The 16663-nt window shown below is 61.5% G+C and carries 16 protein-coding genes; 12 read left to right on the forward strand and 4 right to left on the reverse strand.

Features of this window, described 5'->3' with window-relative positions:
• Positions 1–69: 69 nt before the first annotated feature.
• The 5 genes from LLY24_RS11370 to LLY24_RS11390 all read left to right on the forward strand — a co-directional run bounded on the left by LLY24_RS11370 (position 70) and on the right by LLY24_RS11390 (position 4003).
• On the forward strand, positions 70–1002 hold the full coding sequence (locus LLY24_RS11370) for an NAD(+) kinase (RefSeq protein WP_259036416.1): 933 nt from the start codon (positions 70–72) through the stop codon (positions 1000–1002).
• Positions 1003–1004: 2 nt separating this feature from the next.
• Positions 1005–2003 (forward strand): metallophosphoesterase, encoded by a 999-nt coding sequence (locus tag LLY24_RS11375; protein WP_259036417.1) that lies wholly within the window; start codon positions 1005–1007, stop codon positions 2001–2003.
• Between the two features lie 190 nt (positions 2004–2193).
• Entirely contained in the window at positions 2194–3045 is an 852-nt protein-coding gene (locus LLY24_RS11380) for a rhomboid family intramembrane serine protease (protein WP_259036418.1), read from the forward strand.
• A gap of 127 nt (positions 3046–3172) precedes the next feature.
• Positions 3173–3457 carry a YeaC family protein gene (locus tag LLY24_RS11385; protein WP_259036419.1) on the forward strand — a complete coding sequence of 95 codons (285 nt, stop codon included), beginning with the start codon at positions 3173–3175 and terminating at the stop codon, positions 3455–3457.
• A gap of 120 nt (positions 3458–3577) precedes the next feature.
• The gene (locus LLY24_RS11390; RefSeq protein WP_259036420.1) at positions 3578–4003 is read left to right on the forward strand and encodes a CopD family protein; all 426 of its coding nucleotides are present in this window, start codon (positions 3578–3580) and stop codon (positions 4001–4003) included.
• Between the two features lie 33 nt (positions 4004–4036).
• Here the strand turns inward: LLY24_RS11390 and LLY24_RS11395 are convergent, their stop codons facing one another.
• Positions 4037–4516, reverse strand: a complete 480-nt coding sequence (locus LLY24_RS11395; protein ID WP_259036421.1) for a DUF2231 domain-containing protein — start codon at positions 4514–4516, stop codon at positions 4037–4039.
• Positions 4517–4575: 59 nt separating this feature from the next.
• On the opposite strand from LLY24_RS11395, the gene coxB reads away from it, so the two are divergent.
• Genes coxB through LLY24_RS11415 form a run of 4 tightly spaced genes read left to right on the forward strand, consistent with a single transcriptional unit; the run spans position 4576 to position 10768 of the window.
• Positions 4576–5634: a cytochrome c oxidase subunit II gene (coxB, locus tag LLY24_RS11400; protein WP_259036422.1), complete on the forward strand. Its 1059-nt coding sequence runs from the start codon at positions 4576–4578 to the stop codon at positions 5632–5634.
• Positions 5631–8165, forward strand: coding sequence for a cytochrome c oxidase subunit I (gene ctaD / locus LLY24_RS11405; RefSeq protein ID WP_259036423.1), 2535 nt, complete (start codon positions 5631–5633; stop codon positions 8163–8165). The genes coxB and ctaD overlap by 4 nt, the downstream gene beginning before the upstream one ends.
• Positions 8166–8168: 3 nt before the next feature.
• A complete protein-coding gene (locus LLY24_RS11410; protein WP_259036424.1) occupies positions 8169–8525 on the forward strand; it encodes a hypothetical protein in 357 nt (118 codons plus the stop codon).
• Positions 8516–10768, forward strand: a complete 2253-nt coding sequence (locus tag LLY24_RS11415; protein WP_345799652.1) for a heavy metal translocating P-type ATPase — start codon at positions 8516–8518, stop codon at positions 10766–10768. Before LLY24_RS11410 ends, LLY24_RS11415 begins: the two co-directional genes overlap by 10 nt.
• On the opposite strand, the gene LLY24_RS11420 is transcribed toward LLY24_RS11415, so the two are convergent.
• Positions 10730–11080 (reverse strand): winged helix-turn-helix domain-containing protein, encoded by a 351-nt coding sequence (locus LLY24_RS11420; protein WP_259036425.1) that lies wholly within the window; start codon positions 11078–11080, stop codon positions 10730–10732. The genes LLY24_RS11415 and LLY24_RS11420 overlap by 39 nt on opposite strands.
• 54 nt (positions 11081–11134) lie before the next feature.
• Entirely contained in the window at positions 11135–12217 is a 1083-nt protein-coding gene (locus LLY24_RS11425) for a PA0069 family radical SAM protein (protein ID WP_259036426.1), read from the reverse strand.
• A gap of 233 nt (positions 12218–12450) precedes the next feature.
• Between LLY24_RS11425 and LLY24_RS11430 the strand changes: the two genes are divergently transcribed.
• The 3 genes from LLY24_RS11430 (at position 12451) to LLY24_RS11440 (ending at position 15650) form a co-directional block, all read left to right on the forward strand.
• On the forward strand, positions 12451–13896 hold the full coding sequence (locus LLY24_RS11430; protein WP_259036427.1) for an alkaline phosphatase: 1446 nt from the start codon (positions 12451–12453) through the stop codon (positions 13894–13896).
• A gap of 86 nt (positions 13897–13982) precedes the next feature.
• Entirely contained in the window at positions 13983–14465 is a 483-nt protein-coding gene (locus tag LLY24_RS11435; protein ID WP_259036428.1) for a hypothetical protein, read from the forward strand.
• Positions 14466–14579: 114 nt separating this feature from the next.
• Complete coding sequence (locus tag LLY24_RS11440) at positions 14580–15650, forward strand: siderophore-interacting protein (RefSeq protein ID WP_259036429.1); 1071 nt, start codon at positions 14580–14582, stop codon at positions 15648–15650.
• 20 nt (positions 15651–15670) lie between these two features.
• Here LLY24_RS11440 and cmoB read toward each other — a convergent pair whose 3' ends face one another.
• The gene (gene cmoB / locus LLY24_RS11445; protein ID WP_259036430.1) at positions 15671–16663 is read right to left on the reverse strand and encodes a tRNA 5-methoxyuridine(34)/uridine 5-oxyacetic acid(34) synthase CmoB; all 993 of its coding nucleotides are present in this window, start codon (positions 16661–16663) and stop codon (positions 15671–15673) included.

Consider the following 16663-nt stretch of genomic DNA (forward strand, 5'->3'; position numbering starts at 1 on the left):
GCGCATACGGGTTTGTACCCTCAGGCGCCAGTCCGCATAATGGAGGCTGACGCCATCGAGAGTCGCGCCATGTCGAAAACTTCCCAGAAATCATTTGCGTCGAGCGCATCCCACGCGCCGACGCGCGCCTTTTCGAGTATCGGGCTGATCGGCCGCTTGGAGAGCGACAAAGTGGTGGATTCGCTGCGACGGCTGATTCGCTACCTAAACGACAACGGCTACCACGTGCTGATCGAAGACCGTACCGCCACGGCGCTGCCCGGCCATGGCCAACCCGAAGCCAGTCGGCGTATGCTCGGCGAGCTGTGCGATCTGGTCATTGTGGTGGGCGGCGATGGTAGCCTACTCGGAGCCGCGCGCACCCTGTGCCGTAGCGGTACGCCTTTGCTGGGCGTCAATCGTGGGCGCTTGGGGTTTCTTACCGATATCTCCCCCGACGAGTTGGAAACCCGCGTTGGTGAAGTGCTGGCAGGTGCCTACGAGGTCGAGCAGCGCTTTTTGCTCGATGCCGTGCTCTATCGCAACGGCGTGGCAGTAGGCAACGGCGAGGCACTCAACGAAGTGGTGGTGCACCCCGGAAAAGCGGTGCGGATGATCGAATTCGAACTCTTCATCGACGGCCAGTTCGTCTATAGCCAGCGCAGCGACGGTTTGATCATCGCTACGCCAACCGGCTCCACCGCCTATGCGCTTTCCGGAGGCGGGCCGATCGTTCAGCCCAAGCTCGACGTGGTCACGCTGGTCCCCATGTTCCCCCACACGCTATCGAGTCGTCCGTTGGTCATCGACGCCGCCAGTGAGATTCGTATCCATATCGGCGAGACCAATCATACCTACCCGCATATCAGCTGCGATGGTCAAACCCGTGCGGTGGCCAAGCCCGACGACGTGCTGGTCGTGACCCGCAAGCCCGAACGCATTCAACTGGTGCATCCCATCGGTCACAATTTCTACGAGGTTCTGCGCAGCAAGCTGGGCTGGGGCCATCGATTGGGAGATTGACGATGCAGGAGGGCATAAAAGGCTACGACCTCATCGGTGATGTGCACGGCTGCGGGGCAACGCTGGTGACGCTGCTCGAAACGCTGGGCTATAAGCTCGACAACGGTGTTTACCGCCATCCCAAGCGCAAGGTGGTGTTTCTCGGCGACCTGATTGATCGCGGCCCGCGTATTCGTTTGGCCGTTACCGTTGCCAAGCGTATGGTAGAGGCGGGGGCGGCGTATATCGTCATGGGAAATCATGAGTACAACGCCGTGGCTTACTCGCAGCCAGCGCCACCCGAAAGCGGCCAGCGCTGGCTGCGTGAGCATACCCCACGGCATAATCGTATCATCGCCGATACGCTGGCACAGTACCGTGACTACCCCGATGAGTGGGAGGAGGCGCTCTCCTGGTTCAAGACGCTGCCACTGTGCCTCGAATTCGATGGGTTTCGCGTTGCACATGCCTGCTGGGATCAGGCGCTGGTGGAGGCGCTTTGGGCGCGACGACCGGATGCCTCCATGGACGACGATTTCTTGCTCGAAACCTGCGATCCGCGAAGCGAAGCCTATCGCATCATGGATCGCCTTACCCGAGGCCCCTACGTACAGCTACCCGCCGGGGTGGCCATTCACTCCGGCGATGGTTTTACGCGTACGAGCTTTCGCGCTCACTTCTGGGCCGACGGCCCGCGCACATGGGGAGACGTCGTCTTTCAGCCAGATAATCTTCCCGGGGCGCTTGAAGAGCGTGCGTTGAGCACCGAGGAGCGCCGCCAGCTAAGCTACTATGGCAGCAATGAGCGGCCGCTGTTCGTTGGCCACTACTGGTGTGAGGGCATACCGGCGCTGCCGGTGGGCAACGTTGCCTGCCTAGATTACAGCGCGGTGAAATATGGTCGCTTGGTGGCCTACCGCTGGAGCGGCGAAGCTACCCTAAGCGCGGATAATTTCGTCTGGATACCGGTTGCCAAAGAGGAGCTAAATGGGCGGCGATCTGTCGGTAACGACACCGATTAACCCATGTTATAAAGCGCTACACTTGGTTACATATTTTTTGCAAAACGGCTGAACTAACCCCGTCGGCGGCTATCAGAGTAGGTGTTCCCTTGAATGATCCCTTGCTTTATATCCGGCGGCCCCCTCCGCCGGTTTTTTTTGCCGGTCGGAACGACTTTCATCCAGACGCCAGTGCAATGGAGAACCGGCAATGCAGCCTCTGAAGCTATTCCCCCACGACGCTAACACCCAGAGTCTGCGTCAGGCGCTCTGGCGCAGCCGTATCGGTCATCAAATTACCCACGAAAGCGAGGGCCAGCTTTTGTGGCTGGCGGACCCGCGCCAGCGGGGCGAAGCCGAACTCATTCTGGGGCGCTGGGCGCAGGGAGAGCCGCTCGAGTCGTTTGCCCCAGCACCCGGTCAGGCCCGTCGAGGCGAAACGATGACACTTCTGCACAAGCTTCCTGTCACCGTTGCTATGGTGACCATCTCACTGCTCATCTTCGCCCTGGTGGGGCTTTGGGGCGACGCGTTGATCGTCATGCTGACTATCGTGCCGGTGAACGTGGTAGGCAATCAGATCGTCTACCCGCCCCTTACCGAAGCGCTTTCAAGCGGCCAGGTATGGCGTTTGCTCTCTCCAGCGTTTCTGCACTTCGGGTGGATGCACCTGGTCTTCAACCTGATGTGGGTGTGGTATTTCGGTCGCCAGATCGAGCTGTTGCAAGGTAGTCGGATGATGCTGCTACTGTTGCTGCTGGCCGGTGTGGGCGCCAACGTGGCCCAATACCTGACCGGTACCGTACTCTTTGGTGGCATGTCCGGTGTGGTCTACGCCATGCTCGGACACGTCTGGCTCATGTCGCGCAAGGCGCCCGCCAGCGGCTTTTTCGTGCCCACCATGCTGGTCGTGTTCATGCTCGGCTGGATGGTCTTCACCATGACCAGCGCGGCGGGCAGCGTAGGCTTTGGCAACGTGGCCAACGAAGCCCACCTTGGTGGGCTGCTCGTGGGGTTGGCAACGGGCTGGTATCATGCCTCGCGCCACGTCAAAAAACGCTGAACGCAGGTTTAGCGAGACCGTTGAAGTTTCCTGGAGGGATGCTCTAGGGCGTCTCACCGCAAAGACCGAGTTTTGTTTTTAGCCATTTGTTGCTTAGCCATTTGTTATTTTTGCCAAGAGGCATGCCATGAGCGAAATGACCTTCGATCGTATGATCAACCAGATGACGCCCGCGATCTATGAAAGCCTGAAGCAGGCGGTGGCGCTACGCAAATGGCCCGATGGCCGTCGGCTGAGCGTCGAGCAGACCGAGCTTTGCCTTGAGGCAGTGATTCGCTATGAAGTGGAGAACAACGTTCCCGAAGAGAGCCGGGTAGGCTATCTGGAGCAGCGCACCTGCGGTGCTTCAAATTCGGGTGCGGGAGTGTCGCCGGAGATGGCGGGATTGGGCCGCGACGTGTCGAAAGGGTAGTTTTCCAAGGTTCTACCGTTGGTAGGATGCCCTGTCGGCGTCTCGCCAATTCGATCAGGCTTTACTAAGGTTAGGTAAGCGAAATCGTTGGCTTATCTAGCCTTTATGCAAGGACGCTCTATGCCCTGGTTGAAACTCTTTCATATCGCCGCGCTCGTGGTTTGGTGCGGCTCGCTGCTTTATCTCCCCGCTCTTATACGCCACTCGCTGCAGCTGCGTCGTGATGCGGGCTTCGCCCAGGGTGCGCCGCCCATGGCGCGTTTCGTCTATACCTCCATTGCAACCCCTGCGGCGCTGCTGGCGATCTTCTCCGGTACCCTGCTGTTCATCGTTCACGGCGTGATGGGCGGTTGGCTAGTGCTCAAACTCATGGCCGTGGTGGTGATGGTGGCCGCTCACGGCTGTTTTGGCTGGTTGATGTTACGCCTCGAGCAGGGCCATTTTCGCTTCGTTGGCGCGGCGACACTCGGTGCGCTGGTGCTTGCGCTTGGCGGCATCATCGCGGTGCTGACTCTGGTGCTGGCCAAGCCCCTGGATTGGAGCTAGCCCATGTCGCCTGTCTTATCGATGCCTTCCTCTTCAATCATCCACGTCAACGCCTACGGCGTGATCGTAGACCAACTGACCGCCAAGCCAGCCGGCCAGGGCCACCAGCGCGCCCGTGATCAGCGAAAGAGTAAGCCCCCAGGGCAGTACCAGCGTTGGATCGTTGAAGCGCAGCATCCAGTTGAGCGAGGCCAAGGAGAGCAGCACTACGGCAACGATGGCGTGACTCCAGCCGGTGACCAAACGGCGTATGCGTCTGACCGTGGTGAGGTCGATGATGCCCGCAATGCTGGCAAGCCAGCCGCCAAGCGCCCCAATACCGGCAAGCCAGAGCCCCACCCGAATCCAGAACGGGTCTTGGGTGTACCAGTAGCCCACATCACAGGCCACCAGCGCCAGCAGCGCGGCGACGGGAAAGTGCACCATAACCGGATGCAGCGGGTGGCCTGCAAGCGAGGCACGGCTTTTGATCGAGCGGCGTGGGGAAGAGGATGGAGAGGGTGGGGTAGTCATGATCACTTCCTGTGGACTGACGATAACAATGAGATCGAGGATGTAATAGGGATGAGACGATGAGCGAACGCAAGGAGCGCTGCACTGCCTCGTGTATTCAACGCGCCGGGGCCAGACAGGTCAACCCAGCCACGCTGTTAGCGCTTGCTGCCCCTTTGGCACTGATGGGCTGCGCAGGCGATAAATCCATTCTAGACCCCGCAGGCCAGGTTGCACGCGAGGTGGCACTGATCTGGTGGGTGATGCTGAGTTTTGCCACCGTCGTGTTCGTGTCCGTGGTATCGCTGTGGCTCTACGCCCTCTTGCGCAAGCACCGCGAGCATACACCCACTCAGGAGCGGCGCATCGTACGCTATTGGATCGTTGGTGGTGGGCTGCTTTTGCCCGGGCTCACCATCTGCGCGCTGTTGGCGTTTGGTGTGCCTACGGGCAAGCGCGTTTTGCCGGTGCCATTGGACAATGCGCCGGTAGTGATCGAGGTCGTCGGGCATCAATGGTGGTGGGAAGTGCGCTATCCCAACGCCGAAGGCGAGGCGGTAGTGACCGCCAATCAGATCGTCATGCCCGCCGGTGAGCCGGTCGATTTCCACGTGACTGCCGCCGACGTCATCCACTCTTTTTGGATTCCTCGCCTTGGCGGCAAGATCGACATGCTACCCGGGCGGACCAACCGCATTCGTCTCGATGCCGATGCCCCCGGTAGGTTACTAGCGCAAAGCGCGGAGTTCAGCGGCGTAGGCTATGCCCACATGACGTTTCCCGTCGAGGTGCTGCCACGCGAGGAGTTCGATGCCTGGCTCGCCGCCCGCCAGCCCGAGGCCATCGAAGCGCTCACCGCCACTGCGGATGCTGCCACCTTGGCCAGTTTCGAAGAGAGCTGCGCGCGCTGTCACCGCGTTGCCGGGCTTTCCACAGGCGATACCGGCCCAGACCTTTCTGACATTGGCGCGCGTGCGACCCTTGGCGGCGGCGTGCTGACCATGGAAGAGGGCGCCATCGCCCATTGGCTCGAACACCATCAAACGCTCAAACCGGGAAACAAGATGCCGCCACACGACGATATGGACGCTGCCACGCTCGAAGCGTTGGGTAGCTGGCTGGAGACGCTGACCCCATGACGACCCTCAATCGCCAAGCGACACCGCAAGACCCCGATCACCTCAAGGGGCTGCACGACGACTTACAGGAAGTTTGGGGCAATCCCCGGGGCATCCGCGCGCTGACCATCGTCAATCACACGACGGTCGGGCTGCGCTTCATGGTCACCGGTATGGTGTTCTTCCTGATCGGCGGCATTCTGGCCATGCTGATTCGTACCCAGATCGCCATGCCGGATCAGAATTTCATGAATCCGGATATCTATAATCAAGTCACCACCATGCATGGCACGGTGATGATGTTTTTGTTCGCCATCCCCATGCTCGAGGGTCTGGCGATCTACATGATCCCCAAGATGATCGGCGGACGTGATTTGGTGTGCCCCAGGCTAAGTGCCCTGGGCTACTTCTGCTATCTCTTTGGCGGCACCATCCTGACCTTCAGTATCGTGCTGGAGATGGCCCCGAACAGTGGCTGGTTCATGTATACCCCGCTCTCCAGCAGCGAGTATTCGCCGGGGCTGGGGTCGGATTTTTGGCTGCTTGGCATCACCTTCGTCGAGATTTCGGCGGTGTCGGCCGGGGTGGAGCTCGTGGTGTCGATCCTGCGCACGCGCACTCAGGGGATGGCGCTGCACAAGATGCCGATCTTTGCCTGGTACATTCTGGCCATGGCGCTAATGATCGTGGTGGGCTTTCCGCCCTTGATCCTCGGCAGCATTCTGCTCGAACTCGAGCGCGCGGTGGGCATGCCCTTTTTCGATGTAGCGGGCGGCGGCGACCCGCTCCTTTGGCAGCACCTTTTCTGGCTCTTTGGTCACCCTGAGGTCTACATCATCTTCTTGCCAGCGGCGGGCGTGGTCTCGACGCTGATCCCCGTGTTTGCCGGGCGCCCGCTGGTCGGTTACGGCTGGGTGGTGTTCGCCATTACCGTCATGGGCTTCATCAGCTTCGGGCTCTGGGTGCACCACATGTTCACCGTGGGGATTCCTCAGCTGGCTCAGGCGTTCTTCTCGGCGGCGAGCATGCTGGTGGCGATTCCGACCGCCATTCAGGTGTTCGTTTGGCTGGCCACGCTGTGGGTCGGAAAGCCCCGCTTCGAGCTACCCATGCTATGGATCGTGGGCTTTTTGGTGATCTTCGTCTGTGGCGGGCTGACCGGCGTCATGCTGGCGCTGGTGCCGTTCAACTGGCAGGTTCACGATACCCATTTCGTCGTTGCCCACATGCACTACGTTCTGGTCGGCGGCATGCTCTTTCCCCTCATGGCGGGGCTCTACTACTGGCTGCCGCTCTTCTCCGGGCGCATGCCGTCGGAAACCATTGGGAAGTGGGGCTTCTGGCTGGTCTTCATCGGCTTCAACGTAACGTTTTTGATCATGCACTGGACCGGGCTTTTGGGCATGCCTCGGCGTATCTATACCTACGATACCGGCATGGGCTGGGACATCTTCAACCTGATTTCGTCGATCGGCGGATTCGTGATGTCGGCGGGCTTTGCTGTGGTGGTCATCGATCTGCTGCTACATTTTCGCTATGGCAAGCCCGCCAAAGAGAACCCCTGGCGCGCCGATACCCTGGAGTGGGCCAACTCGCTGCCGCCGAGTCCCTATAACTTCGTCAGCCTGCCCAAGATCGAGACGCGCCACCCGCTATGGGACGATCCGGATCTGCCGCGCACCATTCGTGAAGGCAAACACCGCCTGGCGGTGGCGAGTCACGGTCGGCGGGAGCTGTGGGGCTCCGACCCCTTGACCGGTAAGCTGCGCGAAGTCATTCACCTACCGGGCAACTCCTGGTGGCCGTTTTGTGCCGCACTCGCGCTTGCCGTGGTGTGCGTCAGCTTGCTGATACGCTGGTATCCGCTTGCAGGCATCGCGGTGATCGTCGCGGGGGTGTTCTTGCTGCGCTGGTCGTGGGAGAACGGGGCGCACCCGCGCGCAGCACCGGATGCGCGGGTACAGGAGGGCGACCCGCCCCTGCATTCGCGCACCCTGGATGGCCCGGGGCTGTGGACCATGACCACAACGATGATCGCCAACGGCGCCTTCTTTCTCTCCTTCCTGTTTGGTTGGTTCTATCTCTGGACGGTGTCGCCCGAGTGGTCGATGCCGGACACCTCGCCGCTGTCGCTCTTCGCCATGCTGGCCGTGGGCCTGCTCTTTGCCGTGGGATGCACGGCGATGGAGACCTGTGTTCACCGCCTGCGACAGCGCAATGACCTTGGGCTTCGCCTGCGCCTACTCGTGGCCGCACTGCTCGGCGCCGTGGCCTCCATGGTTCTTCTGTGGCTCATCTTGAGTGCCGATCTCGCCATCACCGAGACCGCTCACGATGCCGTGCTCATGGTGGGGCTCGTCTATGCGCTTTTTCATGTCAGTCTGGCTGCGCTACTTTCACTGCTTCAGGCATTGCGCGTGGGCTATGGCTACGTTAGCGCCGAGGCGCCCTTCGAGCCGGTGGTGGTGGCCTACTTCTGGCGCTATAGCGTGTTGATGCTGTGGGTGCTCGTGGGGGCGCTCGCTATCTTGCCACGCGTCATCGGAGGCTAAGCCATGAAGCGACTGCTTGCTCGCCTGCACTTGACCCATCCGGGGCACTTCGTCAGTGGCCTGACCATCTGGGGCACCTGGTTCGTTGCCGTTTATGGAGGGCTTTCGGTAGCCTGCGCCGTGGTGCCTCCAGACCCCGGTCTCGGCGCGCTGACATCGATCAATGCATCGCTGCTGATCGTTAGCGCTATCACCGCCGCCTGCTTGGTAGCGCTTTCGCTTGGTTGCTTTGCGGCGGCGCGTGAACACGTTGGGCGCCAGCATTTCAATGCCCTGGTCTCGGCGTGGCTCTACGCCTTTTCCGCCGTGGCGGTGGTGTTCGTCGCGCTGCCGATCATCGGCGTACCGCCTTGCCTGTAACACACCGGCAGGCGGATGCGCCAAAGGGGGATGCACAGGCGCTCTACACCCTTCATGGCATGTGGTGCACCAGCTGTGCCCTAGCCGTGGAGGGCACCGTGGCGCGCCATGCGGGGGTGGAAAGCGTTAGCGTTCACTACCCCAGCGCTACCCTCTGGATCGCCGGTGAGCCGCGCGCCATTGCGCTGGAGACCCTGGCGCCGCGCATCAAGCGCCTGGGGTATCGTCTTACGGCGCTCGAACCTACCAGCGATACCCACGCACGCCTGGAGCAGGAGAGCCGCTATCTGAGCCTGCGCTTGGCGGTCGGTGCGCTGTTCGGTATGTGGACGATGCTGGCGTCGATCGTGATCTACGCCGGTGCGCTACCCGACCCTACGCTCGAGCGCGTACTGGCGTGGATTTCGGGGGCGTTTTCGCTCCCGGTCATCACCTTTGCCGGGTGGCCGTTTTATCTTGCCGGGTGGCGTACCCTGCGCGCCCGGCGCCCGGGTATGGACGTGCTGGTGAGCCTGGGCGTGCTGGCGGCGGTGGGCGTATCGCTTGGGCTTTTACTGCGCGGCTCGGCGGAGGTCTATTTCGATACCGCCGTGATGCTCATCGTGCTGCTGTTGGGGGGAAGGCTCGTCGAGACGCTATGTCGCCATCGCGGCCTCAAAGCGCTCGACGTGCTGCCGAGCGCCGCCGAAGAGGCGAGCGTCTGGCGTGGTGAGGCCTGGCAGACGTGCGCGCTCGCTGATATTCGCCCGGGTGAGCGCATACGCCTGACCGCAGGCGAGCCGATACCCCTCGATGGCGTGCTCGAAACCAGCGCCTGGGTCGATACCGCTTCGCTGACCGGTGAGAGTCTGCCGCGCTATGTCGCTGCGAGCGAAGAGGTCTACGCCGGTTGCCGTCTGAGCCGTGCGGAGAGCACGCTGGTGGTGACACAAGCGGTGGGCAGCCGCAGGCTCGATCAGTTGCGCGAGCAGATGCGTCACTACCAGGCGCAAAAAGGGGAGCTACAGAAGCTTGCTGACCGCTTTGCTGCTTGGCTGAGCCCGGCAGCCCTTGCCGTGGGGCTGGCGACGTTTCCCGTGGCGCTTCTACTTGGGCTAGGGGTCGAGGAGGCTTTAGTGCGCGCGCTGTCGGTGCTCGTGGTTGCCTGCCCCTGCGCGGTGGGGCTTGCCGTGCCGCTGGCAAGCCTTGCGGGTAGCGGGCGCCTGCTACAGCAGGGTATCGCTCTGCGCGACCCGGCCGCGCTCGAGCGTTTGGCGCAGGTACGCACCATTGCGTTCGACAAGACCGGCACTCTGACCCAAGGTAAGCCTCGACTCGTGCGCTGGCAGGCGCGTGAGGGCGGCGATAAGATCGCCGTGAAAGCGCTCGCGCGTATCGCGCCATGTAGTACGCACCCTTTGGCCCAGGCGTTGGCACGCTGGGCTGAGCGAGAGGCTCCCACACAGGCGTTCGAGCCCGAACAGATCGACGATGTGCCAGGGCAGGGCGTAAAAGTCCGCCTTGACGGGGAAACGTTGTGGCTGGGGAGTCGGGCATTTTTGGCTCACGCCAATATCGAGGTGCCTGCCGAGGCGGAGCAAGAGGATCACGCCGAGGCCTCGGAAGTGCTATTGGCCGACGCTCAAGGCTTTCTCGCAGGCTTCTATCTTTTCGATACCCCCTACGCCGACACCGCCCAGAGCCTGGGAGCGCTTGCTACGGCGGGCTACTGGGTGGCGATGATCAGCGGTGACCGCCCAGGGGCGGTGTTCGCGGTTGCCGATGCGGTAGGGCTTGCACGCTCGGCTTGCTATGCCGAGCGCACCCCCGAAGCCAAAGCGCGTTTGCTGGAAGGACTGCCTGCACCGACGCTCTTCGTTGGTGACGGAGTCAATGACGCCTTGAGCTTGGCGGCGGCGGACGTCGGAATGGCGCCTGCCAATGCGAGTCCTGCGGCGCGTGAAGGCGCGGCGGCGCATCTTCTCGTGCCGGGTATCGCGCGCCTTCCCCAGGCACTGCGTGACGCCCGCGCGGCGCGTCGGGTGATGGTGCAAAACCTCGTGCTATCGGCGCTTTACAACACCTTGGCTCTGGGGCTCGTCATCGTGATGGCGATTCCCCCGTTAGTGGCCGTGCTCGCCATGGTGGCGAGCTCACTCAGCGTTACCCTCAATGCGGCCCGCTTGGCCTGGCGCGAACCGCCCGAGGAGGCGGTGGGCGAACACTCACTTAGTGAGGACGGCACTCGGGTAGCCCAGCGCTGACGCCAACGTTTCAATGTGATCCGCGATCCAGCCCGGATCGATTGGCCCCCAGTCGCGAATGCGATAGGCGCCGCTATTGTGGCGCTCACCTTCGGCGTGTACGAATTCACACTCGATAGCCAACTCGGCAAGTGAAGCGATCGTATCCTGCGCAGTACGCCGGGGCATGTCTGCCGCCTCTATCAGCGCCGGGACGCTGGAAATCCCTTGGTCGATCAAATACGCGACATAAAGGCGGCGATAAAAGCTCGTTTGGGTCTTGCTTGGGCGCTTTTCTAGGTTCTGGGATGAGGCATCGGGGCGAGCGGGCATGAAGGCTCCTTCAAGAACGGGGCAGCATTGGGGCTTCATCATGCCACGAATGCATCACCGAAACAGATCGCCCTGCGCGAGCGGCGGGCGAAAGTCGCGGGTGTTGAGCCCCTGCTCGGTGCGCGGCTGTAGCTGCCACTGGCGGCTGGCGCGGCGAAAGCGCTGGTCGATCATCTCGGCGAATACGCCTTCACCTCGAAAGCGTTTACCAAAGCGAGCATCGTAGGTCTTCCCGTTGCGGCACTGACGCATCAGGCTCATCACCTTGGCGGCGCGCTCGGGGTAGTGGGCTTTAAGCCAAGCCTCGAAAAGGGGCGCGACCTCGTGCGGCAAACGTAGCAGCATCCAAGTGGCGGTGCGCGCGCCGCAGCAGCTGGCCGCTTCCAAAAGACGTTCGATTTCGTGGTCGGTCAGCCCTGGAATGACCGGCGAAATCAGCACGCCCACGGGAATACCCGCCGTATTGAGCTCGCGAATTACGCGCAGCCTTGCTTGGGGCGAGGCGGCGCGCGGCTCGAGCGTACGTTTCAAACCGGCATCCAGGCTCGTGAGGCTAACGAACACGCGTACCAGTCGATGCTCGGCCATCTCGCTGAGCAGAGCCAAATCACGCAGCACCAGCGTGCTCTTGGTCACCAGCGTGACCGGGTGGCGGCAGGCGAGCAGAAATTCGAGCAGGCGGCGCGTGGTTTGGTAGCGCGCCTCGATAGGTTGATAGCAGTCGGTATTACCCGAGAGGTTGATCGGGCGACAAACGTAGCCCGGTTTGCACAGCTCCTGCTCCAGCGCCTCGACCAGGCCGCTGCGCGCAATCAGTCGGGTTTCGAAGTCGATGCCGGGTGAGAGGTCCCAGTAGGCGTGACTCGGACGAGCGTAACAGTAAACGCAGCCGTGTTCGCAGCCGCGATAGGGATTGAGCGAGCGATCAAAAGAGAGATCCGGCGAGTGGTTCCAGGAAAGCGCGCTGTGGCTACGCTCTTCGCGCACTTCGGTGGCAAGGCTTTGCGTACTCGCCTCCTGCCACCAGCCGTCGTCTTCGGCGCTGCTTCGCGTTGGGGCAAAGCGATTATCGGGATTGTAGGTGGCGCCGCGCCCTTTGATGGGCGCCGCCTGGGAAACATCGAACGAGAGGGCCATGGGCGTAACTCATTAATACTGTTTTTATGAACAGTAATGGGTCGAGTCACTTATCGCAAGGAAAAACGTTCTATGTGAATGCTCTAGTTGTGAGGGGCGGTCGCGCTGTCATCGTTACTACATTAGATAGTCATCATGTCGTCATGCCGTGGGGTTAACGTTCGCGCTGGCTTGGCTCTAAGCGGTATTGGCCACCGCGCTACAACACTTGAAAAACACGACAAGGGATTTCCATGCATACGCGTTTCAAACAAACGGCGCTTGCCCTCTGCGTTGCCGCCTCTACTGTTGCGCTGGCGGCGCCGGTCATGGCCCAAGAAGCGGCGGCCAAGAACGTCATTTTGATGATTACCGACGGCACCGGCATTGAGTCGTTTCATGCGGCGAGCTACTTCCGCCACGGTGCGCTCGGCCATGAAGTCTACGACGACTTCGATGTTCAGCTCTTTTCCGCGACTCACCCGTTGAACACTTCCAACGAGCCGACCCATAGCGACGAAGGGCGCGTTACTTTCGACCCTGCCGAGCTGTGGAACGCAACGCCTGCCGATACCGTTTTCGAGGGCAGCTTGGGTAACTACAAGGGCTACTTCGAAGGCTACGACTACGCTCGCGCGGACTATACCGACAGCGCAGCGGCCGCCACCGCTCTCGCTTCGGGTCAGAAAAGTTTCAACAACGCGATCAACTGGTCCAACGACGACCAGCCGCTCAAGCATATCGGCGAGTACGTGGTCGAAAGCGGCCGTGCCCTGGGTGTGGTCTCTTCGGTGCAGATCTCCCATGCCACCCCCGCAGGCTTTTTGGCCCATAACGTCAGTCGTAACGATTACCTCGCCATTGGCCGCGAAATCGTCGATTCGGGCCTGGCAACGGTCGCCATCGGTACCGGCCACCCCTATTACGATGGCGCGGGCGAGCGTATCGACGAGCCAGGCGAGAGCAACTTCCGCTTCATCGGCGGCGAAGAGACCTATCAGCGGTTGATCGATGGCGCGACCGACTACGCCTTCATTGAAAGCCGGGAAGATTTCGAGGCGCTGGCAGCGGGAGAGTTGGACCTTCCCAAAGAGAAAGTGCTGGGCCTGGTGCAGAACATTCAAACCCTACAGTACAACCGCCCCGGCGTAACCGGCGGCGACTACCTGGAAACGTCGCCAAGCCTGGCAACGCTCACCCAAGGCGCGCTCAACGTGCTCGAAGGCAGCAGCGACGAGGGCTTCTTCTTGATGGTGGAGGGAGGCGCTGTCGACTGGGCCGCACACGCCAATAACCTGCCGCGACTGATCGAAGAGCAGATCGATTTCAACGAAGCGGTCGAAGCCGTAGTGGCATGGGTAGAGAGCAATAGCTCCTGGGACGGCACCCTGGTCATCGTCACTACCGATCATGGCAATGGCTTACTTCAAGGGCCGGACTCGGACAGCAACCCCTATAGTCCCATCGTCAACCAGGGGGCGGGTGCGCTACCGCTGGTGCGTTGGCACACCGACACGCACACCCGTGAGTTGGTGCCGCTCTATGCTCAGGGCAGCGGTGCGGAGTTCTTCCTCGATATCGCCGAGCTGGAAGCAGGGCTTGCCATTTACGAGGTCGATGAAGCCAGCCACTACTGGGTCGACAACACCGATGTCTTCCGCGCCAGCATGAACGCCATGGGGATCGACACGCAAGATTAGTAAAGTGCGCGACCTCAAAAGCATTGCCTTCCAAGACGCCCGGCGGCCTGCCCGCCGGGATTTTTTTCTCTCGTCGAGCCGATCCTATGATGAAGATTCGAGCGCCACGCTCGCTTGGCTATGTTGCACTTTTTGCCCTACTGACCTGGACCAGTACGGTGATTGTCGCAGCGCACGCCGATGCGCGTGCCCCTACTGCCAGCGGCCACGCCTATGCTGAACCCTACCGCGCGGTGCGCCGTGACGGCGTTTTGCACCTCGAGGTGCGCTTCAAAACCGACTATCCCGGCTATTCGGGCGAGCTAATCTATGAGGGTATTCCTCTCGATCGCATAGATGGACGGATCTACGCCGAGTTTGGCGATCAATCTTTTTCGCTGCTGCGTGAAGAAGGCGTGGTTCAGGCACCAGATCGGCTGCACCTCGGCTTTAACTATGACCCCGAACGCAATCCTCGCGTTGGTACCTGGAAGGCCGACTTCGTCGCGCCCATGCACGATATCAATGAAGTGACTCTGTTCATGCCCAACGTCGCGCCTATCGGGCCCTTTGTCATTCGCGATCATTGACCTTTTCGTTCGTACGCTACTAAGGAAGGTATCAAATACTAATGAGTTTTTTTCTTGTTTGGGCGGTAGAATAAGGGCGATGCTGGTATAGAGAAGCCTATCCTGAGGACTACCATGACCCACTCCGTCAGTGCCCGTGCTCGACTGATGCTCGACGAGCCCGCTAGCCTGCTTACCGCCTTGGCCGAACACATGGCCGAGCACGGCGCCAAGCGTGAAAGCTATCCCGAGGCACTTACTCTCACGCTCGACGACAAAAAGGCCGATTTCCGCTGGTCGGCAGGCGGCCCTGTAAATATTCAGCTCACCGCCGCCAACGACGAGCAGCTTTACTACCTACGCGAAATGGCGGTACACCACTTAATCGAGTTTGGCGCGCCCCAGGCCGAAGCGCTCAGTTGGGAAGTCGATGGCGAGGATTTCAAGCATCCGCCCAATTTCCGCCTACTCACAGTGGTGGCGAACGAGCTGATTACCCCGCACATGCGGCGGCTAACGCTGTCGGGCGATGTCGCTCGCTACGATACGCTGAAGGCCATTCACGTCAAGATCATGCTTCAACCCGACGGCAAGCCCGCCACAGAGCAGCCCACGGTGGGCGAGAGCGGCTTGATCGAGTGGCCCGACCCACGCAACCGGCCGCTGGCGCGTAAGTACACCCTACGCCGGGTCGATGTCGCGGCGGGGCAGGTCGATATCGATTTCGTCGTTCACGAGGACGCAGGCCCTGGGTCGCGCTTTGCCGAGATGGCCGTGCCCGGCGATGTCGTGGGCGTTTTCGGCGCCGGGGGCGGCGGGCTTGTGGATAAGCCGCGCTATCTGTTTGCCGGTGACGAGACGGCGCTCCCCGCCATGGCCCGGATGCTCGAAGCACTGCCTAAAAGCGCCTCAGGGCACGCCTTCATCGAAGTCAACGACGCTGCCGAGCGCCAAGTGCTGACCACCCGCGCCGACATCGCCGTCACCTGGCTCGAACGCGGTGGGGCTGCTCCTGGCACGACGTCTCTTTTGGTGGATGCCATAAAAGCCACGCCGATCGTGGCTGACGGCGATACCTACGTCTGGGTCGGCTGCGAGTTCCAGGCGTTCAAGGAGATTCGCGACTACCTGCGTCACACCTATGATCTTCCCAAAGGCAGCCACCTGGTGGTCGGCTACTGGCGCTTAGGCCAGAGCGACGACTAAGAGCGAGCTTGCCAACCGGCTTATCCCGGCCGGTTGGCGATGAACACGGCGCGACGCGGCGCCGGATAGCCCTCAAGCGTTCGGCTGCTATCGTTGGGGTCGAGAAAATCGGCCAGCGACTGAAAGGTCATCCACTCGGTGGAGCGCTGTTCGTCGAGCGTGGTGGGAGCCTCGTCCACCACCCGAACGTTGATGAAACCGACGCGCTCGAGCCAGTGGCAAAGTGCCTTCGAAGAGGGCAGGAAGTAGACGTTGGGCATGGCGGCGTAGCGCTCGCCGGGGAGCAGCACGGTGTGTTCGTCGCCTTCGACCACCAGGGTTTCCAACACCAGCTCGCCGCCGGGCGTTAGCGCTGCCTTCAACTGAAGGAGATGCTCAAGCGGTGAGGGGCGGTGGTAGAGCACGCCCATGGAGAAGACGGTATCGAAGAACCCCAGGTTCTCTGGCACGTCCTCGATGCCCACGGGCAGAAAGTGCGTGCGCTCGCCATCGGCGTTGCCGACGAAGTGGCGTACCGCCTGAAACTGCCAGTAGAAACGCGGTGACGGGTCGATCACCAGCACGAAGGCAGCGCCTGCCCCCGCCATGCGCCAGGCGTGATAGCCGCTGCCGCCGCCAACGTCGAGCACCTTGCGATAGGCAAGTGGGGCAAGATGCGGGGCAACCCTTTGCCATTTCCAGTCCGAGCGCCACTCGGTATCGATGAACACTCCGCCGAGCTCGAAAGGCCCTTTGCGCCAGGGGGCGAGCTTCTTGAGCAGGCTTTCGCACTGGCGCCGCTGACTGGCGCTGAGGTCGAGGGTCACGCTGAGCGTATCGGCATCGAGCTCGACCGTTCGCGCCTCGGGCAGCGGCGGCAGCTTGGCAACGGCTTTCTCCCACATGGGCAAGTCGCCGTAGCGCTGGCGGTCGAGGCCGCGCGCGAGCTGTTCGGGTAGATCTTTAAGCCAGGTCGTTAGCCCCTGATCGAGAAACGCCTGGTAGAGGCGGCGATGGTCGTCGGGCAGTACCAC

It is taken from the genome of Halomonas dongshanensis (assembly GCF_024790395.1).
Classification (GTDB): domain Bacteria; phylum Pseudomonadota; class Gammaproteobacteria; order Pseudomonadales; family Halomonadaceae; genus Vreelandella; species Vreelandella dongshanensis.